This is a genomic window from Citrobacter sp. A316, assembly GCF_002042945.1.
Taxonomy (GTDB): Bacteria; Pseudomonadota; Gammaproteobacteria; order Enterobacterales; family Enterobacteriaceae; genus Citrobacter; species Citrobacter portucalensis.
Genome location: NZ_MVFZ01000002.1, coordinates 1 through 20,290, shown reverse-complemented (window position 1 = coordinate 20,290; position 20,290 = coordinate 1). Strand labels below are relative to the sequence as shown.

Below are 20,290 nucleotides of genomic sequence, written 5' to 3'. Positions count from 1 at the left end.
ACGTGATTGATAAATCCGCCTTTATTCACCCGACCGCCATTGTAGAAGAGGGCGCCAGCATTGGTGCCAATGCCCACATTGGCCCATTTTGTATTGTTGGACCCCATGTTGAAATTGGTGAGGGTACCGTACTGAAGTCTCATGTTGTCGTGAATGGCCATACAAAAATTGGTCGCGATAACGAGATCTATCAGTTTGCCTCCATCGGTGAAGTTAACCAGGACCTTAAATATGCTGGCGAACCGACCCGTGTGGAAATTGGCGATCGCAACCGCATCCGCGAAAGCGTCACCATTCATCGTGGCACAGTGCAGGGCGGTGGAGTGACGAAGGTGGGCAGCGATAACTTACTGATGATTAATGCGCACGTCGCGCATGATTGTACGGTAGGCAACCGCTGTATTCTGGCGAATAACGCCACGCTTGCCGGACATGTTTCGCTTGATGATTTTGTTATCATCGGCGGCATGACTGCGGTGCATCAGTTCTGCATCATCGGTGCTCATGTGATGGTTGGCGGCTGTTCTGGTGTAGCCCAGGACGTGCCTCCGTATGTTATCGCCCAGGGCAACCACGCGACGCCGTTTGGCGTCAATATCGAAGGTCTGAAGCGTCGTGGATTCACCCGCGAAGCGATTACCGCGATTCGTAACGCCTACAAAGCGTTGTACCGTAGTGGTAAAACGCTGGAAGAAGTGAAACCAGAAATCGCGGAGCTGGCGAAACAGTATCCCGAAGTTCAGGCTTTCAGCGACTTCTTTGAGCGCTCAACGCGTGGCCTGATTCGTTAATGACTGAACAGCGTCCTTTAACGATTGCCCTCGTCGCCGGAGAAACCTCCGGCGATATTCTTGGTGCAGGGTTAATCCGTGCACTCAAGGCTCGCGTTCCCAATGCGCGTTTTGTTGGCGTGGCGGGTCCGCTGATGCAGGCCGAAGGCTGTGAAGCCTGGTATGAAATGGAAGAGCTGGCGGTCATGGGCATTGTTGAAGTGCTCGGACGCCTGCGCCGTTTACTGCATATTCGTGCCGACCTCACTCGCCGATTCACCGACTTAAAGCCGGATGTTTTCGTCGGCATTGATGCACCTGATTTCAACATTACCCTCGAAGGGAACTTGAAAAAACAGGGCATTAAAACCATTCATTATGTCAGTCCGTCCGTCTGGGCGTGGCGACAGAAACGCGTTTTCAAAATAGGCAGATCCACCAACATGGTGCTGGCCTTTCTGCCTTTCGAAAAAGCGTTTTATGACAAATTTAACGTCCCGTGCCGCTTTATCGGTCATACCATGGCAGATGCCATGCCGTTGGACCCGGATAAAAATGCGGCACGTGATGTTCTGGGCATTCCCCATGACGCTCACTGCCTGGCGCTGCTGCCAGGAAGCCGTGGTGCCGAAGTGGAGATGCTCAGTGCCGATTTTCTGAAAACGGCGCAGCTATTACGCCAGCATTATCCGGATCTCGAAGTGGTGGTGCCGTTGGTGAATGCCAAACGTCGCGAGCAGTTTGAGCGAATCAAAGCTGAAGTTGCACCGGAGCTTTCTGTTCATCTGCTCAATGGGATGGGACGTGAAGCAATGGTGGCCAGCGATGCCGCACTGCTGGCTTCAGGTACCGCCGCGCTGGAATGTATGCTGGCAAAATGCCCGATGGTGGTTGGCTACCGTATGAAACCCTTCACCTTTTGGCTGGCGAAGCGCCTGGTGAAAACGGATTACGTTTCGCTACCTAACCTGCTGGCGGGAAGAGAACTGGTTAAAGAGCTGTTGCAGGAAGAGTGTGAACCGCAGGCGCTGTCGCAAGCGCTGTTGCCGTTGCTGGCGAATGGTAAAACCAGCCATGCGATGCACGACACATTCCGTGAACTGCACCAGCAGATCCGTTGCAATGCCGATGAGCAGGCGGCGGATGCGGTCCTGGAGTTAGCGCAATGATTGAATTTGTGTATCCGCATACGCATTTAGTGGCGGGTGTGGATGAAGTCGGGCGCGGCCCTTTGGTTGGCGCAGTCGTCACTGCTGCCGTCATTCTGGATCCGGCTCGCCCTATTATCGGTCTTAACGACTCAAAAAAACTGTCAGAAAAACGTCGCCTGGCGCTGTTTGATGAAATTAAAGAAAAAGCGTTAAGCTGGAGCCTTGGTCGGGCGGAACCGCATGAAATCGACGAGCTGAACATTTTGCATGCCACCATGCTGGCCATGCAGCGTGCTGTTGCGGGTCTGCATATTGTGCCCGAATACGTGTTGATTGACGGCAATCGTTGCCCGGCATTACCGATGCCATCAATGGCGGTGGTCAAAGGTGATAGCCGCGTGGCGGAGATTAGCGCCGCATCGATTCTGGCAAAAGTGACCCGTGACGCTGAAATGGCGGCGCTGGATACGATTTTTCCACAGTATGGTTTTGCACAGCACAAAGGTTATCCAACCGCATTTCATCTGGAAAAATTGGCACTGCATGGTGCGACTGAGCACCATCGCCGCAGCTTTGGCCCCGTCAAACGCGCACTGGGACTCTCGTCCTGATTCTTGTGTCGAAGGAATCTGAAGATGTCTGAACCACGTTTCGTCCACCTACGGGTGCACAGCGACTACTCTATGATCGATGGGCTGGCGAAAACCGGACCGCTGGTGAAAAAGGCGGCCGCGTTAGGCATGCCTGCGCTGGCGATCACCGATTTTACCAACCTGTGTGGTCTGGTGAAGTTTTACGGAGCGGGTCACGGTGCGGGTATTAAGCCGATAGTTGGCGCAGATTTTCATGTCCGCAGTGAGCTGTTGGGCGATGAACTCGCGCAGCTCACCGTGCTGGCCGCAAATAATACCGGCTATCAGAACCTGACGTTGTTGATTTCGAAAGCCTATCAGCGCGGTTATGGCGCAGAAGGACCGGTTATCGACCGGGATTGGTTGGTCGAGCTAAAAGACGGTTTGATTTTGCTCTCCGGCGGTCGCATGGGCGATGTCGGACGCAGCCTGCTGCGCGGTAATAGCGCACTGGTTGACGAGTGCGTGGCGTTTTACGAAGAACATTTTCCCAATTGCTATTTCCTCGAACTGATTCGCACCGGCAGGCAAGATGAAGAAAATTATCTGCACGCTGCCGTAGCACTGGCCGAAACGCGTGGTCTACCGGTGGTGGCGACTAACGATGTCCGCTTCCTTGAAACCGGAGATTTCGATGCGCATGAAATCCGCGTAGCGATCCACGACGGGTTCACCCTTGATGACCCGAAACGCCCGCGTAACTATTCGCCGCAGCAGTATATGCGTAGCGAAGATGAGATGTGCGAGCTGTTCTCCGATATTCCGGAAGCACTGCAAAACACCGTCGAGATAGCCAAACGCTGCAACGTAACGGTGCGTCTGGGCGAATACTTCCTGCCGCAGTTCCCGACCGGCGATATGACCACCGAGGATTTTCTCGTGGCGAAATCACGCGAAGGGCTGGAAGAACGTCTCGAATTTTTGTTCCCTGACCCTGAAGTTCGTGCGCAGAAGCGCCCGCCTTACGATGAACGTCTGGAAGTTGAACTTAAAGTTATCAACCAGATGGGATTCCCTGGCTACTTCCTGATCGTTATGGAATTTATCCAGTGGTCGAAAGATAACGGCGTACCGGTAGGCCCGGGACGTGGTTCCGGCGCAGGCTCACTTGTCGCCTATGCGCTGAAAATTACCGATCTCGACCCGCTGGAATTTGACCTGCTGTTCGAACGTTTCCTTAACCCGGAACGTGTCTCAATGCCCGACTTCGACGTTGACTTCTGTATGGAGAAACGCGACCAGGTCATCGAACACGTGGCGGAAATGTACGGTCGTGATGCGGTTTCGCAGATTATTACCTTCGGTACGATGGCAGCAAAAGCGGTTATCCGCGATGTGGGCCGTGTGCTGGGGCATCCGTATGGTTTCGTTGACCGTATTTCGAAACTGGTGCCGCCCGATCCGGGCATGACGCTGGCCAAAGCCTTTGAAGCCGAACCCCAACTGCCGGAAATCTATGAGGCAGATGAAGAGGTTAAAGCGCTGATCGATATGGCGCGTAAGCTGGAAGGCGTCACGCGTAACGCCGGTAAGCACGCCGGTGGTGTGGTTATCGCACCGACAAAAATTACTGATTTTGCCCCGCTGTACTGCGATGAACAGGGGCTCCACCCGGTTACTCAGTTTGATAAGAACGACGTGGAATATGCCGGTCTTGTGAAGTTCGACTTCCTCGGCCTGCGTACGCTCACCATCATCAACTGGGCGCTGGAAATGATCAACGCGCGCCGTGAAAAGAACGGTGAGCCACCGCTGGATATTGCGGCTATCCCGCTGGATGACAAGAAAAGCTTCGATATGCTGCAACGCTCGGAGACCACGGCGGTCTTCCAGCTTGAATCACGTGGCATGAAAGACCTGATCAAACGTCTGCAGCCTGACTGCTTCGAAGATATGATCGCACTGGTGGCTCTGTTCCGCCCAGGCCCGCTACAGTCGGGGATGGTAGATAACTTTATCGACCGTAAGCATGGTCGCGAAGAGATTTCCTACCCGGACGTACAATGGCAGCATGAGTGTCTGAAACCGGTACTGGAGCCGACCTACGGCATTATCCTGTATCAGGAACAGGTTATGCAGATTGCCCAGGAGCTGTCCGGATACACCCTTGGCGGCGCGGATATGCTGCGTCGTGCGATGGGTAAGAAAAAGCCGGAAGAGATGGCTAAGCAGCGCGGCACCTTTGAAGAAGGGGCGAAAAAGCGCGGCGTCGATGGCGAACTGGCAATGAAAATCTTTGACCTGGTGGAGAAATTCGCCGGTTATGGATTTAACAAATCGCACTCCGCTGCCTATGCGCTGGTCTCTTACCAGACGCTGTGGCTGAAGGCGCATTATCCTGCTGAGTTTATGGCGGCGGTAATGACTGCCGATATGGATAACACTGAGAAAGTGGTTGGGCTAGTCGATGAATGCTGGCGTATGGGGCTCAAAATCCTGCCGCCGGATATCAACTCCGGGCTTTATCATTTTCACGTGAATGATGATGGCGAGATTGTTTATGGCATCGGCGCGATAAAAGGCGTGGGTGAAGGGCCAATTGAAGCTATTATTGAGGCGCGTAACGAAGGCGGTTACTTCCGCGAGCTATTTGATCTCTGTGCACGCACGGATATCAAAAAACTTAACCGCCGGGTGCTGGAAAAGCTAATCATGTCCGGGGCGTTTGATCGCCTTGGCCCGCATCGCGCGGCGTTGATGAATTCGCTCAACGACGCGCTAAAAGCCGCCGATCAGCATGCAAAAGCCGAAGCTATTGGTCAGGCCGATATGTTTGGCGTGCTGGCGGAAGAACCGGAGCAAATTGAACAATCCTATGCCAGCTGCCAACCGTGGCCGGAGCAGGTGGTATTAGACGGTGAGCGTGAAACGTTGGGGCTTTACCTGACGGGACACCCCATCAACCAGTATTTAAAAGAAATTGAGCGCTATGTCGGAGGCTACAGGCTGAAAGACATGCATCCGACAGAACGTGGTAAAGTCACCACGGCTGCGGGGCTCGTCATTGCTGCGCGGGTAATGGTCACCAAGCGCGGCAATCGTATCGGCATCTGTACACTGGATGACCGTTCCGGACGTCTGGAAGTTATGCTGTTTACCGATGCTCTGGATAAATACCAGCAATTGCTGGAAAAAGACCGCATACTTATCGTCAGCGGACAGGTCAGCTTTGATGACTTCAGTGGTGGGCTTAAAATGATGGCCCGTGAAGTCATGGATATTGACGAAGCCCGGGAAAAATATGCTCGCGGGCTTGCTATCTCGCTGACGGACAGGCAAATTGATGACCAGCTTTTAAACCGACTCCGTCAGTCTCTGGAACCCCACCGCTCGGGGACAATTCCAGTACATCTCTACTATCAGAGGGCGGATGCACGTGCGCGGTTGCGTTTTGGCGCGACGTGGCGTGTCTCTCCGAGCGATCGTTTGCTAAACGATCTCCGTGGCCTTATTGGTTCGGAGCAGGTGGAACTGGAGTTTGACTAATACAGGAATACTATGAGTCTGAATTTCCTTGATTTTGAACAGCCGATTGCAGAGCTGGAAGCAAAAATCGATTCTTTGACTGCGGTTAGCCGTCAGGATGAGAAACTGGATATTAACATCGATGAAGAAGTGCATCGCCTGCGTGAAAAAAGCGTAGAACTGACGCGTAAAATCTTCGCCGATCTTGGCGCATGGCAGGTAGCCCAACTGGCGCGCCATCCACAGCGTCCGTACACCCTGGATTATGTCCGCCTGGCGTTTGATGAATTTGATGAGCTGGCGGGCGATCGTGCCTATGCGGATGATAAAGCTATTGTCGGCGGCATCGCGCGTCTGGATGGCCGTCCGGTGATGATCATTGGTCATCAGAAAGGCCGTGAGACTAAAGAAAAGATTCGCCGTAATTTCGGCATGCCGGCGCCGGAAGGCTATCGCAAAGCGCTGCGCCTGATGGAAATGGCCGAGCGTTTCAACATGCCGATCATTACCTTCATCGATACCCCAGGGGCTTACCCGGGCGTGGGCGCGGAAGAGCGTGGTCAGTCTGAAGCGATCGCGCGCAACCTGCGTGAAATGTCGCGTCTGAGCGTACCGGTAATCTGCACCGTTATCGGTGAAGGTGGTTCCGGCGGCGCGCTGGCGATCGGCGTAGGCGATAAAGTGAATATGCTGCAATACAGCACCTATTCCGTTATCTCCCCGGAAGGTTGTGCCTCTATTCTGTGGAAAAGCGCCGACAAAGCGCCGCTGGCCGCAGAAGCGATGGGAATTGTTGCCCCGCGTCTGAAAGAGCTGAAGCTTATCGACTCTATCATCCCGGAACCGCTGGGCGGCGCGCACCGCAACCCGGAAGTGATGGCTGCGTCCCTGAAGGCACAATTGCTGGCCGATCTCGCCGATCTCGACGTGTTAAGCAAAGAAGATTTGAAAAACCGTCGTTACCAGCGTCTGATGAGCTACGGTTACGCGTAAACTGCATTAATTCTGAAAAGGGCCACAATGCTGTGGCCCTTTTTTTTACCTGCGGTTTGGCCAGGCTATGATTAACTAAGGTTTTTCCAGGAGGAACGCATGAATATCATTGCCATCATGGGACCGCATGGCGTCTTTTATAAAGATGAGCCCATCAAGGAACTTGAGCGTGCGCTGCAACAGCAGGGGTTTCAGATTATCTGGCCGCAGAATAGCGTCGACCTGCTGAAGTTTATCGAACACAACCCGCGAATTTGCGGCGTCATTTTTGACTGGGATGAATACAGTCTGGAGCTGTGCAGTGACATCAACCAGCTCAACGAGTATCTCCCGCTCTACGCCTTTATTAATACCCATTCGACGATGGATGTCAGCGCACACGACCTGCGTATGGCGCTGTGGTTTTTTGAGTATGCGCTGGGTCAGTCTGAAGACATTGCCACCCGCATTCGCCAGTACACCAGCGAATACCTCGATAACATCACGCCCCCTTTCACCAAAGCGCTGTTTACCTATGTGAAGGAAGGGAAGTATACCTTCTGTACGCCAGGACATATGGCGGGAACGGCGTACCAGAAAAGTCCGGTCGGCTGCCTGTTTTATGATTTCTTTGGCGGCAATACGCTGAAGGCCGACGTGTCCATTTCCGTGACCGAGCTTGGCTCATTGCTTGATCATACCGGTCCGCACCTGGAAGCGGAGGAGTATATCGCGCGTACTTTTGGTTCAGAGCAGAGCTATATGGTGACCAACGGCACCTCGACGTCGAACAAGATTGTCGGTATGTATGCTGCGCCTGCAGGCAGTACGCTACTGATTGACCGCAACTGCCATAAGTCACTGGCGCATTTGCTGATGATGAGCGATGTGGTGCCAATCTGGCTGAAGCCTACGCGTAACGCGCTGGGGATCCTCGGCGGTATACCCCGTCGGGAATTTACCCGCGCAAGTATTGAACGCAAGGTAGAAGAGACGACTCAGGCACAATGGCCGGTACACGCGGTGATCACCAACTCCACCTATGACGGGCTGCTGTATAACACCAACTGGATCAAGCAAACCCTGGATGTGCCCTCCATCCATTTTGATTCAGCCTGGGTGCCGTATACCCATTTTCATCCGATCTATCAGGGGAAAAGTGGGATGAGCGGCGAACGGGTACCGGGAAAAGTGATTTTTGAAACCCAGTCCACCCACAAGATGCTGGCGGCGTTGTCACAGGCTTCGCTGATCCACATTAAGGGCGACTATGACGAAGACACGTTCAACGAAGCCTTTATGATGCACACCTCCACGTCTCCGAGCTATCCGATTGTGGCGTCGATAGAAACGGCGGCGGCAATGCTGCGAGGCAATTCCGGCAAGCGGTTAATCAATCGTTCGGTGGAGCGGGCGCTGCATTTCCGGAAAGAAGTGCAGCGTCTGCGTGAAGAGTCGGATGGCTGGTTCTTTGATATCTGGCAACCGAAAAAAGTCGATGAAGCAGAATGTTGGCCGGTAGCGCCAGGTGAAGACTGGCACGGATTTGTTGATGCTGATGCCGATCACATGTTCCTCGACCCGGTTAAGGTCACTATTCTGACGCCGGGGATGGATGAACAGGGAAATATGAGCGAAGAGGGGATCCCTGCGGCGCTGGTGGCGAAATTCCTTGATGAACGCGGCGTCGTAGTCGAGAAAACGGGACCGTATAACCTGTTGTTCCTGTTCAGCATTGGCATTGATAAAACCCGGGCGATGGGGCTGCTGCGTGGCCTGACGGAATTTAAACGCTCGTACGATCTGAATTTACGGGTGAAAAATATGCTGCCGGATCTGTATGCCGAAGATCCTGATTTCTATCGTAATATGCGTATTCAGGATCTGGCGCAGGGGATCCATAAGCTGATCCTCCAGCACGATCTCTCCGGACTGATGCTGCGAGCGTTTGATACCTTGCCGGAAATGAAAATGACACCGCACCAGGCCTGGCAACGGCAGATCAAAGGTGAGGTGGAAACAGTAGCGCTTGATCAACTGGTAGGACGCGTGTCCGCCAATATGATCTTGCCTTATCCTCCCGGCGTGCCGCTCTTGATGCCCGGGGAAATGATCACTGCCAAAAGCCGGGCTGTCCTCGATTTTCTTCTGATGCTGTGTTCAGTGGGACAGCGCTACCCGGGATTTGAAACCGATATCCATGGCGCTAAACTGGGCGAGGATGGCGTGTATCGCGTGAGAGTCTTAAAAATGGCATAACGACTTGCCTGACCCTAAGACGTACGAGTAACGTTCTGACAGAAAAAATGAAAGAGGCGATGACGCTATGCTGGGATTAAAACAGGTTCACCATATTGCCATTATTGCAACGGACTACGCGGCGAGTAAGGCATTTTACTGCGATGTGCTTGGCTTTACGCTGATGAGCGAAGCCTATCGGGAAGAGCGTGACTCGTGGAAAGGTGATTTGGCATTGAACGGCCAGTATGTGATTGAGCTTTTTTCTTTCCCGTTTCCACCTTGCCGCCCGAGCCGACCAGAAGCCTGCGGTTTGCGCCATCTGGCGTTCAGCGTGGAGGATGTGGAAAAGTCGATCGCGCATCTGGAAGCACACCACGTGAAGTGTGAATCCATACGTATCGATCCATTTACCGGTAAACGCTTTACGTTTTTCAACGATCCGGACGGATTGCCCCTCGAACTGTACGAGCTGTAAGGCTTGTCATTGTGGCGTTAGCCCGGTAACGTGCCGGGCAATGCCATTGTAAGTAACCATCATGACAACACTCACGCTGAACACTTCACTGCTGAATTCTCAATCGATTCTGGTCGCCTTTAGCGGCGGGCTGGATTCCACCGTATTGCTGCATCAGTTGGTGCTGTGGCGAGCGCTGCATCCTGATGTCGCTTTACGCGCAATCCACATTCATCACGGATTAAGCCCACACGCAGACAGTTGGGTGCAGCACTGTGAGTCGGTATGTGCGCAGTGGCAGGTGCCGCTGGTGGTTGAACGAGTCCATCTTGAGGATGATGGTCTGGGCATCGAAGCTCAGGCACGACGCGCGCGCTATCAGGCGTTTGCGCAGACCTTACTACCGGGCGAGGTCCTGATGACCGCCCAGCATCTCGATGACCAGTGCGAAACCTTTCTGCTGGCGCTTAAGCGCGGCAGCGGTCCTGCCGGACTTTCCGCCATGGGCGAAAACTCACCTTTCGCCGGAACCCGGCTGATTCGACCGCTGCTGGCGCAAACGCGAGAGGCGCTTGAAGCATGGGCGCGGCAACATGAATTATGCTGGATTGAAGATGAAAGCAATCAGGATGATACCTACGATCGCAATTTCCTCAGATTGCGTGTTAACCCGTTGATCCAACAGCGCTGGCCGCACTTCGCGCAAGCCGTAGCCCGCAGCGCCGCGCTGTGCGCTGAGCAGGAGAGTTTACTGGATGAACTGCTGGCCAGCGACTTAGCCGATTGCATCACAGCCCACGGCACACTATTAGTGGCGCCATTAATGATGATGAGTGGTGTGCGTCGTGCCGCGCTGCTTCGTCGCTGGCTGGCGGGGGTAAATGCGCCGATGCCTTCCCGTAATGGGCTGGAGCGTATCTGGCAGGAAGTGGCGCTGGCGCGGGAAGATGCCTCACCCTGTTTTCGCCTCGGGGAGTGCGAGGTCCGTCGTTATCAGTCACAGCTGTGGTGGGTGAAGTCGGTCGACGGGCAAAGTGAAACCGTTATCCCGTGGTTAGAGTGGAAAACACCGTTGGCGCTGCCTGCCGGATTGGGTTCAGTTCAGTTAATCTCTGCGGGTGAATTGCGTATGCCGCAAGCGGATGAAGCCGTCAGCATCCGTTTTAAAGCGCCCGGAGTATTGCATATTGTCGGGCGTAACGGTGGACGGAAACTAAAGAAAATCTGGCAGGAGCAGGGGATCCCGCCCTGGCGACGAGATACCACACCGCTGCTGTTTTATGGCGAAACGTTGATTGCTGCTGCGGGTGTTTTCGTCACGCGTGAGGGTATAGCGGAAGATGGGGCTGGTGTGAGTCTGGTATGGCGTGCCTGATGGCGCTGCGCTTATCAGGCCTACGCATCACATGGAAAGTAGGCCGGATAAGGTGCAAGAAAGATTAAGATTCGCTGACCACCACGGTGCCGATTTGCGGGTGGCTGAAGCTGGCAATTTTGTCGAGACGAAGCTCCCGGGTTTCACCCGCGACATCTGCGACCAGATATTCCACGTTTTTACGCGAAACCAGGTCGTTCGCTTTCGCCTGCAAAACTTCGCCATCTTTTAGCGCCAGCGTCAGTAACAAATGGTGCTGGCAGGCGAGTTCAAGATTGTCGTAATCATCGCAGTTGATGGGTTGATACGTTTCATTCATTGACATAATCGCTCACCAGTAAGTTCGCGGCAGCATACGCCGCTTTTTCCCTGACCGACTCTGGAAGGGCGCTGTCTGCCGCCACTTCATTAAGCACCTTCAATACGCAACCCAGCGCATCCGGGATATACCCTAAGTCTCCGCTGGCGATTTCCGCGTACCGCTTGCGTATTAACTCACAATATTTTTCCACATGCCCTCCTGTCAGCACTCTGACTTAACCGTGGATGCAAGTCTAAGCCTACGAAGATAAACTCTGTTTAGCAAGGTGACTATACCATACTCATTCAAGCAATATCAGCGCCTTGATAGAGGAGCAGTTAGCAGCCTTTTGCCGCAGTTTTCGCTACAATGTGCGCCTGATTCGAAAGGAGTTCTCTCATGGCGCTTAAAGCGACAATTTATAAAGCCGTCGTCAACGTAGCGGATCTTGACCGCAACCAGTTTCTTGACGCGGCCTTGACGCTGGCGCGTCACCCCTCTGAAACCCAGGAGCGCATGATGCTGCGTCTGCTGGCCTGGATTAAATATGCCGACGAGCGGCTGCAGTTCACGCGTGGCTTGAGCGCGGAAGACGAGCCTGAAGCATGGCTGCGTAACGATCATCTGGGCATCGATCTTTGGATTGAGCTGGGTCTGCCGGATGAGCGCCGTATTAAAAAAGCCTGTACCCAGTCTGGCGAGGTTGCTCTGTTTGCCTACAACAGCCGTGCGGCTCAGATCTGGTGGCAGCAAAACCAGAACAAATGTGCGCAGTTTAAAAATCTCACCGTGTGGTATCTGGATGATGAACAGCTGGCGCAACTGAGTGATTTTGCTGGTCGTACAATGGCGCTGCAGGCAACTATCCAGGACGGTGCTATCTGGCTGTCCGACTCTCAGAACAATCTGGAAATTCATCTGACCGCGTGGCAGCCGCGTTGATGATTGTTATCTCCCGAAACGTCTCTATCCCTGACAATGAGCTGGAAATCACGGCGATCCGGGCACAGGGCGCGGGCGGTCAGCACGTTAACAAGACCTCGACGGCTATCCATTTGCGCTTTGACATTCGGGCCTCTGGCCTGCCAGAGTATTACAAGGAACGTCTGCTGGCTGCCAGCCATCATCTGATTAGCGGTGATGGCGTGATCATCATTAAGGCGCAGGAATACCGTAGCCAGGAACTCAATCGGGAAGCGGCAATCTCCCGGCTGGTGGCGGTGATAAAAGAATTAACCGCAGTGCAAAAAAGCCGACAGGCAACTCGCCCTACGCGCGCCTCGAAAGAGCGCAGGTTGTCATCGAAGGCGCAAAAATCCACAGTGAAAGCACTGCGCGGGAGAGTTCGTCGAACGCAAGACTGACGAGCGGGAATAAAAATTAATAAGGAATTGATAGTGAAAACAGCAATATTGTCCGTGGTCGCTGCATGCACGCTTTTTTCCTTGATCGGCTGTAATAACCGTACTGAAGTTGAAGTACTACAGCCGACGCGGGCGGCAGAATTAAAACCGATGCAGCAAAGCTGGCGTGGCATCTTACCTTGCGCGGACTGCGAAGGGATTGAAACCTCGCTGTTTCTGGAAAAAGACGGTACATGGGTGATGAACGAACGCTATCAGGGCGTGCGGGATGAACCGTCTTCGTTTGCCTCTTATGGCACATGGGCGCGTACAGCCGACAAACTGGTGCTGACCGACAGCAAAGGTGAAAAGTCGTACTACCGGGCTAAAGGCGAGGCGCTGGAAATGCTCGATCGTGAAGGTAACCCGATTGAGTCACAGTTTAACTACACGCTCCAGCCGGTTTCCGCCAGCTTACCGGTGACGCCAATGCCGATGCGAGGCATGTATTTCTATATGGCAGACGCGGCAATCTTTACCGACTGCGCAACGGGTAAACGGATGCCGGTGGCGAATAACGCTCAGCTTGAACGTGACTATTTAGCCGCGCGTGCCGAAAACGGACAGTCCGTACTGCTTACGCTTGAGGCGCATTTCACGCTGGAGTCAAACCCGGATACGGGTGAGAAAGTGAAAACGTTGATGGCGGATAAAGATGCGAAATTTATCCCCGGTAAAGCATGTAATTAATCGATAGAAAAAAGGCCCTGATAATCAGGGCCTTTTTGTTGGTATTAACCTTTAATGGCTTTGACCAGGAAGTCGACGATGTCGCCGGTTTTAATTAGCTCTTTCTCGCCGTTACGACGGTATTTGTATTCGATATCGTCGTTATCGAGGTTACGGTCGCCCAGCACGATGGTGTGCGGAATACCGATCAGTTCCATATCGGCAAACATCACGCCCGGACGTTCTTTACGGTCGTCCATCAGTACTTCAATGCCCTGCGCGCGCAGCTCAGCGTACAGCTTCTCAGCCAGCTCCTGCACACGGTAGGATTTGTGCATGTTCATTGGCAGAATGGCAACCTGGAACGGGGCAATGGCATCTGGCCATACGATGCCACGATCGTCGTAGTTCTGTTCAATAGCGGCGGCAACCACGCGAGTGACCCCGATACCGTAGCAGCCCATAGTCAGCGTTTGGTTACGGCCATCTTCGCCCTGAACGGCGGCTTTCATCGCTTCAGAGTACTTGGTACCCAACTGGAAGATGTGACCCACTTCGATACCACGTTTGATCATCAGCGTACCTTTGCCGTCCGGGCTAGGGTCGCCGGCGACCACGTTACGGATGTCAGCAACTTCCGGGGTGGCCACGTCGCGATCCCAGTTGATACCGAAATAGTGTTTACCGTCGATGTTGGCACCAGCAGCGAAATCGCTCATTACTGCAACGGTACGGTCGATAACCACCGGAATTGGCATATTGACCGGACCAAGCGAGCCAGGACCTGCTTTCACCAGCGCACGAATTTCTTCTTCGGTGGCAAAGGTCAGCGGGCTGGCAACCTGTGGCAGTTTTTCCGCTTTGACTTCGTTCAGCTCGTGATCGCCGCGAACCAGCAGTGCAACCAGCGGGTAGCTGCTGCCTTCAACCGCTTTCACCAGCAGGGTTTTCACGGTTTTCTCGATAGGCAGGTTGAACTGCTCAACCAGTTCGGCGATGGTTTTAGCGTTCGGCGTATCTACCAGCGTCATTTCCTGGGTTGCTGCCGCGCGCGGCTCTTTCGGCGCAACGGCTTCGGCAAATTCGATGTTCGCCGCATAGTCAGAGGAGTCGGAGAAGATCACATCGTCTTCGCCGCTCTGCGCCAGCACCTGGAATTCGTGAGAGGCGCTACCGCCGATAGAACCGGTATCCGCTTGTACTGCACGGAAATCCAGCCCCATACGGCTGAAGATTTTGCTGTACGCAGCGTACATCGCGTCGTAGGTTTCCTGCAGGGATTCCTGAGAGGTGTGGAAAGAGTAGGCATCTTTCATCAGGAATTCGCGGGAGCGCATTACGCCGAAGCGCGGACGGACTTCGTCACGGAATTTGGTCTGGATCTGATAGAAGTTCAGCGGCAGCTGTTTGTAAGAGCTCAGCTCGTTACGGATCAGGTCGGTGATCACTTCTTCATGCGTTGGGCCGAGGACGAACGAACGATCGCCACGGTCAGCAATACGCAGTAGTTCAGGGCCGTATTGTTCCCAACGGCCGCTCTCTTCCCACAGTTCAGAAGGCTGAACGACCGGCATCAACACCTCGATCGCACCGGCGTTGTTCATCTCTTCACGCACGATGTTTTCGACTTTTTTCAGGACGCGCACGCCGGTCGGCAGCCAGGTATATAACCCGGAGGCCAGCTTGCGGATCATCCCGGCGCGCAGCATCAGCTGGTGGCTGATGACTTCGGCGTCGGCAGGTGTCTCCTTCAGAGTGGAGAGCAGATATTGGCTAGTACGCATGTTGTTACGGTTCCAGTTGAACGATCGAACAGGCTCAAAACGAGCCTGGCACAAAACAAAAGTGGTTTAGTTTACCAGCGAGAAAGGGATGTCAAAAGAGTACGCGATGCAATTTAGCGGGCTTCCAGAGCAAAGACCTCAAATCCTGACGGCGTGACGCGCCAGCGGACGTTAAAGTCCAGCAGCCAGACGGCGTAGGTTTTGCCTTCTTCCTCATTTTTACGATAGGCAGGACGCGGATCCTGCGCCAGCACTTCGGCAATAAACTGACGAAGATGCGGGTAACGTTGTTCGAGCTTCGGTAGCTGCTCCGCGAGATCTTCACTGAACGTCACCTCGACGCTGGCCTGCGGCGCGTCCTGGGCATAGCTGGCGCGAGCGTCAGGCAGCGATTCGGCAAACGGCAGATACGGCTTAATATCCACTACTGGCGTTCCGTCAACAAGGTCCAGTCCGCCGAGTTCGAGGATTACGTGCTCTTTATGGCAGCGGATGCCCCGCAGCTCAACCAACGACATGCCAACAGGGTTAGGTCGAAACGTTGAACGCGTGGCGAAGACACCCATTCTGGCGTTGCCGCCAAGACGGGGAGGGCGCACGGTCGGACGCCATCCACCTTCCATTGTCTGGTGAAAAACAAAAATCACCCACAAATGACTGAAGGCTTCCAGGCCGCGAACGGCATCGGCCTGGTTATAAGGTGCGAGCAAATGCAGTTCACCGCTGGCGCTTTTAACCAGACCTGGCTGGCGTGGAACGGCGAACTTTTCTTTATAAGGTGAGCGGATAACGCCTATTTGCTCGAACTGAAAATGGCTCATTTCGCCGAAATGTTCAGTGCAGAACCGATGCAAACTGCCTGACGATAGCAACCCGGCGTTCCGCTGGTCACTTCGCAACTGTGCAGCAATACCGCATTAGCTTTCATTTTTGATGCGTTAATCTGCATGCGTTTGCGCGCGGTTGGAATGCTCGGAGGGGAATCCTGGTTTGAAGCCTGGCAGGATTCACCGCTGACTTCACCGAGATCGCGGAACGGTTTGCCTACTAAATCTTCAGCGTTAGTAATGATTCTTACCGGCGTCGCGCGCGGTGCTTTCGGTTTTTCCGGCTCCGCTTTCGGCGGGGTTGCGGTGCTTTGAACGGGTTCAACAGGGGATCTGCTTAACATAGAACAGCCGCTCAGCAAGAGTGCTACTAAACAGATCGGTAAAGCACGCATAATATTTCCTCAATGAATGATCTAAACGTCAGATATTGAATCAGGTGCTTGCATAAATGACAAGACGGGCAAGCGCCCGTCCTGATGATATTACAGATTCTGTAAACAGCCTAAAATTACCAGCCCTTAACAGCACCGCCGTTGAAGACTTTGTTTGCTGCTTCGTACACTTCGTCAGACTGGTATGCTTCAACGAATTTCTTCACGTTCTCAGCATCTTTATTGTCTTCACGAGTCACAATCAGGTTTACGTACGGGGAATCTTTATCTTCAACAAAGATACCGTCTTTTGCCGGAGTCAGGCCGATCTGGCTGGCGTAGGTGGTGTTGATGACCGCCAGCGCGATTTGTGCATCGTCCAGGGAACGCGGCAGCTGCGGCGCTTCCAGCTCAACCAGCTTCAGGTTTTTCGGGTTTTCAATTACGTCCAGCGCGGTCGGCAGCAGGCCAACACCGTCTTTCAGTTTGATTAAGCCCACTTTTTGCAGCAGCAGCAAGGAACGGCCAAGGTTAGTCGGGTCGTTTGGAATCGCGACCTGTGAACCGTCCTGCAGCTCATCCAGTGATTTGATTTTTTTGGAATAGCCCGCAATCGGGTAAACAAAAGTATTACCTGCGGCAACCAGCTTGTAACCGCGATCTTTGATCTGCTGGTCCAGGTATGGTTTGTGCTGGAAGGCGTTAGCATCGATGTCGCCTTTGCTCAGCGCTTCGTTAGGCAGGACGTAATCGTTGAAAGTGACCAGCTCAACGTCCAGACCGTATTTTTCTTTTGCCACTTTCTGCGCGACTTCTGCAACCTGCTGCTCTGCGCCAACAATAACGCCCACTTTGATGTGATTAGGATCTTTTTCATCCTGACCGCAACCCACAAGTGCCAGAGAACCGATCAGGGCTCCAACTGCCGCAAAGGTTTTGAATTTGAACGCCATGCTTATTTCCTTTTCTTAATGAGTTTTTAGTGTTGTGTGCAACGTTATTTGTGCGTGACAGCCCGGACGATGCGATCGCCGGATAACTGAATTAAATAAACCAGAACGACGAGCAATACCAGTACTGTATTCATTACTGTAGCGTTGTAACCAATATAGCCGTACTGATAACCAATCTGCCCAAGACCACCGGCACCGACGGCACCGCCCATCGCGGAGTAACCAACCAGCGTGATAAGGGTGATGGTGGCCGCATTAACCAGTCCTGGCAGCGCTTCTGGCAGTAATACCTTACGTACAATCTGCAGCGGCGTGGCGCCCATCGCACGAGAGGCTTCTATCAGTCCGGTCGGGATTTCGAGCAGCGCGTTTTCCACCATACGGGCGATAAACGGCGCGGCTCCGACGGTCAGCGGAACGATAGCTGCCTGCAGTCCGATAGAGGTGCCTACGATCATGCGGGTGAACGGAATCATCCACACCAGTAAGATAATGAACGGGATGGAACGGAAAATGTTCACCAGCGCAGAGAGCGTACGGTAGAGCTTCGCGTTCTCAATGATTTGCCCCGGACGCGTTACGTACAGCAACACGCCAACCGGCAGACCAATCACAAAGCCAAAAAAACCGGACACAAAGGTCATTGCCAGCGTTTCCCATACGCCGCGAACCAGCAGCCACATCATCGGCTCAGACATAACCCAGTACCTCTACTTTTACATGGTGTTCCTGCAACCAGCTGATGGCTGCTTGTGTATCTTCCTGTGTGCCGTGCATTTCAGTCAGCATGATGCCGAACTTCACGCCGCCGGCGTAATCCATCTGCGCGCTAATAATGTTGTTATTCACATTGAAGCGACGGGCCGTCTCAGAGAGCAATGGCGCATCGACCGAATGACCGGTGAATTCCATACGCAGCATCGGTACGCTGTCGGCTTCCGGCTCCGTTTTTAAACGTTCCAGATAATCTTCCGGAATATCCAGGTGCAGCGTGGACTGGATAAATTTCTGTGCCAGCGGCGTTTTCGGATGAGAGAAAACTTCGCTGACGGTGTCTTGCTCAATCAGTTCACCATTACTGATGACCGCCACGCAGTCACAAATACGTTTTACAACGTCCATCTCGTGAGTAATCAGCAGAATGGTGAGTCCCAGACGACGGTTAATGTCTTTCAATAATTCCAGAATCGAGCGGGTCGTTGCCGGATCGAGTGCGCTGGTGGCTTCATCGCACAGCAACACTTTGGGATTACTTGCCAGCGCTCGGGCGATCGCCACACGCTGTTTTTGTCCACCAGAAAGGTTGGCTGGGTAGCTATCGTGCTTGTCGCCAAGACCAACCAAATCCAACAGTTCTGTTACGCGGCGTTTGATCTCTTCTTTTGGCGTGTTATCCAGTTCCAGCGGTAGCGCGACGTTGCCGAACACCGTACGGGAAGAGAGCAGGTTAAAGTGCTGAAAAATCATGCCGATTTGACGGCGAGCTTTAGTCAGTTCTGACTCAGAAAGCGTCGTCAGCTCCTGACCGCCGACCTGAACGCTGCCTTCAGTAGGGCGTTCAAGTAAGTTAACGCAGCGGATGAGCGTACTTTTACCGGCACCGGAGGCGCCAATAACGCCATAAATCTGCCCGGCAGGAACATGCAGGCTGACATTATTTAGCGCCTGAATGGTGCGAGTCCCCTGCTGGAACACTTTGGTGATATTCGAAAGTTTAATCATTGGTTATTTATTATCGTAATTAAGTTAGCCGTGGCATTTTCGTCTGTCAGGTACGGTCGAAGCCGTCAACAAGATGGATGTTAAGGCATCCAGACGTCTAAATCAATCGGGCTTTGCACGATGAGCACTTTCTTGCCCGCTGAAACATGCGATACTAGAGCCACATGCCTTATTCAGGAGCTATAAAAGGTGGCAAAGTCTGTACCCGCAATTTTTCTCGACCGTGACGGTACCATTAATGTGGACCACGGTTATGTACATGAGATCGACGAGTTTGAGTTTATCGACGGCGTTATTGATGCCATGCGTGAACTTAAAAAGATGGGTTACGCGCTCATTATCGTGACGAACCAGTCTGGTATCGCGCGTGGTAAATTTACTGAGGCACAGTTTGAAACGTTGACCGAATGGATGGACTGGTCGCTGGCCGATCGCGACGTTGAGCTGGATGGTATCTACTACTGCCCGCATCACCCGCAGGGTACTGTAGAAGAGTATCGTCAGGTCTGCGACTGTCGTAAACCGCATCCAGGCATGTTTATCTCCGCCCGGGACTTCTTGCACATCGATATGGCCGCTTCTTATATGGTAGGCGACAAAATTGAAGATATGCAGGCGGCGGCAGCAGCGAATGTTGGCACGAAGGTATTGGTGCGCACGGGCAAACCCGTCACGCCAGAAGCAGAAAATGCGGCAGATTTGGTCATAAATAGTCTGGCAGACCTGCCAATGGCGATAAAAAAGCAGCAAAAGTAAGCGTTGTGGATAAAAGGTGAGCGGTTGAAACAAAATTGCATTTTTCCGCTTGTCTTCCTGAGTCGACTCCCTATAATGCGCCTCCATCGACACGGCGGATGTGAATCACTTCACACAAACAGCCGGTTCGGTTGAAGAGAAAAACCTGAAAATGAGGGTTGACTCTGAAAGAGGAAAGCGTAATATACGCCACCTCGCGACAGAGCGCTAAAGCGCGTCGCAACTGCTCTTTAACAATTTATCAGACAATCTGTGTGGGCACTCGAAGATACGGATTCTTAACGTCGCAAGACGAAAAATGAATACCAAGTCTCTGAGTGAACATACGTAATTCATTACGAAGTTTAATTCACGAGCATCAAACTTAAATTGAAGAGTTTGATCATGGCTCAGATTGAACGCTGGCGGCAGGCCTAACACATGCAAGTCGAACGGTAGCAC

Annotated in this window: 20 protein-coding genes and 1 rRNA gene; 13 read left to right on the top strand and 8 right to left on the bottom strand. The window is 53.2% G+C overall.

Annotation, left to right across the window (positions count from 1 at the left end):
• The first annotated feature begins 2 nt into the window (after window positions 1-2).
• The 8 genes from lpxA (at window position 3) to tilS (ending at window position 11,060) form a co-directional block, all read left to right on the top strand.
• On the top strand, window positions 3-791 hold the full coding sequence (gene lpxA, locus BZK41_RS02160; protein WP_003018525.1) for an acyl-ACP--UDP-N-acetylglucosamine O-acyltransferase: 789 nt from the start codon (window positions 3-5) through the stop codon (window positions 789-791).
• Window positions 791-1,939, top strand: a complete 1,149-nt coding sequence (gene lpxB, locus BZK41_RS02155; protein WP_003829168.1) for a lipid-A-disaccharide synthase — start codon at window positions 791-793, stop codon at window positions 1,937-1,939. Before lpxA ends, lpxB begins: the two co-directional genes overlap by 1 nt.
• Window positions 1,936-2,532: a ribonuclease HII gene (gene rnhB, locus BZK41_RS02150; protein ID WP_079937031.1), complete on the top strand. Its 597-nt coding sequence runs from the start codon at window positions 1,936-1,938 to the stop codon at window positions 2,530-2,532. The genes lpxB and rnhB overlap by 4 nt, the downstream gene beginning before the upstream one ends.
• A gap of 24 nt (window positions 2,533-2,556) precedes the next feature.
• Entirely contained in the window at window positions 2,557-6,039 is a 3,483-nt protein-coding gene (dnaE, locus tag BZK41_RS02145) for a DNA polymerase III subunit alpha (protein ID WP_079937030.1), read from the top strand.
• A 12-nt stretch (window positions 6,040-6,051) separates the two neighbouring features.
• Window positions 6,052-7,011, top strand: a complete 960-nt coding sequence (gene accA / locus BZK41_RS02140) for an acetyl-CoA carboxylase carboxyl transferase subunit alpha (protein ID WP_079937029.1) — start codon at window positions 6,052-6,054, stop codon at window positions 7,009-7,011.
• 99 nt (window positions 7,012-7,110) lie between these two features.
• Window positions 7,111-9,249, top strand: a complete 2,139-nt coding sequence (gene ldcC / locus BZK41_RS02135; RefSeq protein ID WP_079937028.1) for a lysine decarboxylase LdcC — start codon at window positions 7,111-7,113, stop codon at window positions 9,247-9,249.
• A gap of 67 nt (window positions 9,250-9,316) precedes the next feature.
• On the top strand, window positions 9,317-9,706 hold the full coding sequence (locus BZK41_RS02130) for a VOC family protein (RefSeq protein ID WP_003829160.1): 390 nt from the start codon (window positions 9,317-9,319) through the stop codon (window positions 9,704-9,706).
• Window positions 9,707-9,767: 61 nt separating this feature from the next.
• Complete coding sequence (gene tilS / locus BZK41_RS02125) at window positions 9,768-11,060, top strand: tRNA lysidine(34) synthetase TilS (RefSeq protein WP_079937027.1); 1,293 nt, start codon at window positions 9,768-9,770, stop codon at window positions 11,058-11,060.
• A 64-nt stretch (window positions 11,061-11,124) separates the two neighbouring features.
• Here tilS and rof read toward each other — a convergent pair whose 3' ends face one another.
• Together rof and BZK41_RS02115 are read right to left on the bottom strand one after the other, a co-directional pair.
• Window positions 11,125-11,385, bottom strand: a complete 261-nt coding sequence (rof, locus tag BZK41_RS02120) for a Rho-binding antiterminator (protein ID WP_003018503.1) — start codon at window positions 11,383-11,385, stop codon at window positions 11,125-11,127.
• Complete coding sequence (locus BZK41_RS02115) at window positions 11,372-11,572, bottom strand: YaeP family protein (protein ID WP_003018499.1); 201 nt, start codon at window positions 11,570-11,572, stop codon at window positions 11,372-11,374. Before BZK41_RS02115 ends, rof begins: the two co-directional genes overlap by 14 nt.
• 188 nt (window positions 11,573-11,760) lie before the next feature.
• Here BZK41_RS02115 and BZK41_RS02110 point away from each other — a divergent pair, with 188 nt between their 5' ends.
• The 3 genes from BZK41_RS02110 to nlpE are packed head-to-tail and all read left to right on the top strand — an operon-like array spanning window position 11,761 to window position 13,454.
• Window positions 11,761-12,303 (top strand): YaeQ family protein, encoded by a 543-nt coding sequence (locus BZK41_RS02110; protein WP_079937026.1) that lies wholly within the window; start codon window positions 11,761-11,763, stop codon window positions 12,301-12,303.
• Window positions 12,303-12,725 carry an alternative ribosome rescue aminoacyl-tRNA hydrolase ArfB gene (gene arfB / locus BZK41_RS02105; protein ID WP_003018489.1) on the top strand — a complete coding sequence of 141 codons (423 nt, stop codon included), beginning with the start codon at window positions 12,303-12,305 and terminating at the stop codon, window positions 12,723-12,725. The genes BZK41_RS02110 and arfB overlap by 1 nt, the downstream gene beginning before the upstream one ends.
• A gap of 30 nt (window positions 12,726-12,755) precedes the next feature.
• Window positions 12,756-13,454 carry an envelope stress response activation lipoprotein NlpE gene (gene nlpE, locus BZK41_RS02100; RefSeq protein ID WP_085951559.1) on the top strand — a complete coding sequence of 233 codons (699 nt, stop codon included), beginning with the start codon at window positions 12,756-12,758 and terminating at the stop codon, window positions 13,452-13,454.
• Window positions 13,455-13,498: 44 nt separating this feature from the next.
• Here nlpE and proS read toward each other — a convergent pair whose 3' ends face one another.
• The 6 genes from proS to metN form a co-directional block, all read right to left on the bottom strand.
• The gene (proS, locus tag BZK41_RS02095; RefSeq protein ID WP_079937025.1) at window positions 13,499-15,217 is read right to left on the bottom strand and encodes a proline--tRNA ligase; all 1,719 of its coding nucleotides are present in this window, start codon (window positions 15,215-15,217) and stop codon (window positions 13,499-13,501) included.
• Between the two features lie 113 nt (window positions 15,218-15,330).
• The gene (tsaA, locus tag BZK41_RS02090) at window positions 15,331-16,038 is read right to left on the bottom strand and encodes a tRNA (N6-threonylcarbamoyladenosine(37)-N6)-methyltransferase TrmO (protein WP_079937024.1); all 708 of its coding nucleotides are present in this window, start codon (window positions 16,036-16,038) and stop codon (window positions 15,331-15,333) included.
• Complete coding sequence (gene rcsF / locus BZK41_RS02085; RefSeq protein WP_003018477.1) at window positions 16,035-16,439, bottom strand: Rcs stress response system protein RcsF; 405 nt, start codon at window positions 16,437-16,439, stop codon at window positions 16,035-16,037. The genes tsaA and rcsF overlap by 4 nt, the downstream gene beginning before the upstream one ends.
• Before the next feature lie 116 nt (window positions 16,440-16,555).
• Window positions 16,556-17,371 (bottom strand): methionine ABC transporter substrate-binding lipoprotein MetQ, encoded by an 816-nt coding sequence (gene metQ / locus BZK41_RS02080; RefSeq protein WP_079937023.1) that lies wholly within the window; start codon window positions 17,369-17,371, stop codon window positions 16,556-16,558.
• 44 nt (window positions 17,372-17,415) lie between these two features.
• A complete protein-coding gene (locus BZK41_RS02075; RefSeq protein WP_003018471.1) occupies window positions 17,416-18,069 on the bottom strand; it encodes a methionine ABC transporter permease MetI in 654 nt (217 codons plus the stop codon).
• Window positions 18,062-19,093, bottom strand: coding sequence for a methionine ABC transporter ATP-binding protein MetN (gene metN, locus BZK41_RS02070; RefSeq protein WP_079937022.1), 1,032 nt, complete (start codon window positions 19,091-19,093; stop codon window positions 18,062-18,064). Before metN ends, BZK41_RS02075 begins: the two co-directional genes overlap by 8 nt.
• Window positions 19,094-19,282: 189 nt before the next feature.
• Between metN and gmhB the strand changes: the two genes are divergently transcribed.
• Both gmhB and BZK41_RS02055 read left to right on the top strand, forming a co-directional pair.
• Window positions 19,283-19,849, top strand: coding sequence for a D-glycero-beta-D-manno-heptose 1,7-bisphosphate 7-phosphatase (gene gmhB, locus BZK41_RS02065; protein ID WP_003829138.1), 567 nt, complete (start codon window positions 19,283-19,285; stop codon window positions 19,847-19,849).
• 366 nt (window positions 19,850-20,215) lie between these two features.
• Window positions 20,216-20,290: ribosomal RNA gene (locus tag BZK41_RS02055) — 16S ribosomal RNA — on the top strand; the annotation flags it as partial.

What these genes read in the sequence shown, in the direction of transcription:
- lpxB (WP_003829168.1), top strand. Translation starts at nt 791, where the DNA reads ATGACTGAACAGCGTCCTTTAACGATTGCCCTCGTCGCCGGAGAAACC.
- rnhB (WP_079937031.1), top strand. Translation starts at nt 1,936, where the DNA reads ATGATTGAATTTGTGTATCCGCATACGCATTTAGTGGCGGGTGTGGAT.
- dnaE (WP_079937030.1), top strand. Translation starts at nt 2,557, where the DNA reads ATGTCTGAACCACGTTTCGTCCACCTACGGGTGCACAGCGACTACTCT.
- accA (WP_079937029.1), top strand. Translation starts at nt 6,052, where the DNA reads ATGAGTCTGAATTTCCTTGATTTTGAACAGCCGATTGCAGAGCTGGAA.
- ldcC (WP_079937028.1), top strand. Translation starts at nt 7,111, where the DNA reads ATGAATATCATTGCCATCATGGGACCGCATGGCGTCTTTTATAAAGAT.
- BZK41_RS02130 (WP_003829160.1), top strand. Translation starts at nt 9,317, where the DNA reads ATGCTGGGATTAAAACAGGTTCACCATATTGCCATTATTGCAACGGAC.
- tilS (WP_079937027.1), top strand. Translation starts at nt 9,768, where the DNA reads ATGACAACACTCACGCTGAACACTTCACTGCTGAATTCTCAATCGATT.
- rof (WP_003018503.1), bottom strand. Translation starts at nt 11,385, where the DNA reads ATGTCAATGAATGAAACGTATCAACCCATCAACTGCGATGATTACGAC.
- BZK41_RS02110 (WP_079937026.1), top strand. Translation starts at nt 11,761, where the DNA reads ATGGCGCTTAAAGCGACAATTTATAAAGCCGTCGTCAACGTAGCGGAT.
- arfB (WP_003018489.1), top strand. Translation starts at nt 12,303, where the DNA reads ATGATTGTTATCTCCCGAAACGTCTCTATCCCTGACAATGAGCTGGAA.
- proS (WP_079937025.1), bottom strand. Translation starts at nt 15,217, where the DNA reads ATGCGTACTAGCCAATATCTGCTCTCCACTCTGAAGGAGACACCTGCC.
- tsaA (WP_079937024.1), bottom strand. Translation starts at nt 16,038, where the DNA reads ATGAGCCATTTTCAGTTCGAGCAAATAGGCGTTATCCGCTCACCTTAT.
- rcsF (WP_003018477.1), bottom strand. Translation starts at nt 16,439, where the DNA reads ATGCGTGCTTTACCGATCTGTTTAGTAGCACTCTTGCTGAGCGGCTGT.
- metQ (WP_079937023.1), bottom strand. Translation starts at nt 17,371, where the DNA reads ATGGCGTTCAAATTCAAAACCTTTGCGGCAGTTGGAGCCCTGATCGGT.
- BZK41_RS02075 (WP_003018471.1), bottom strand. Translation starts at nt 18,069, where the DNA reads ATGTCTGAGCCGATGATGTGGCTGCTGGTTCGCGGCGTATGGGAAACG.
- metN (WP_079937022.1), bottom strand. Translation starts at nt 19,093, where the DNA reads ATGATTAAACTTTCGAATATCACCAAAGTGTTCCAGCAGGGGACTCGC.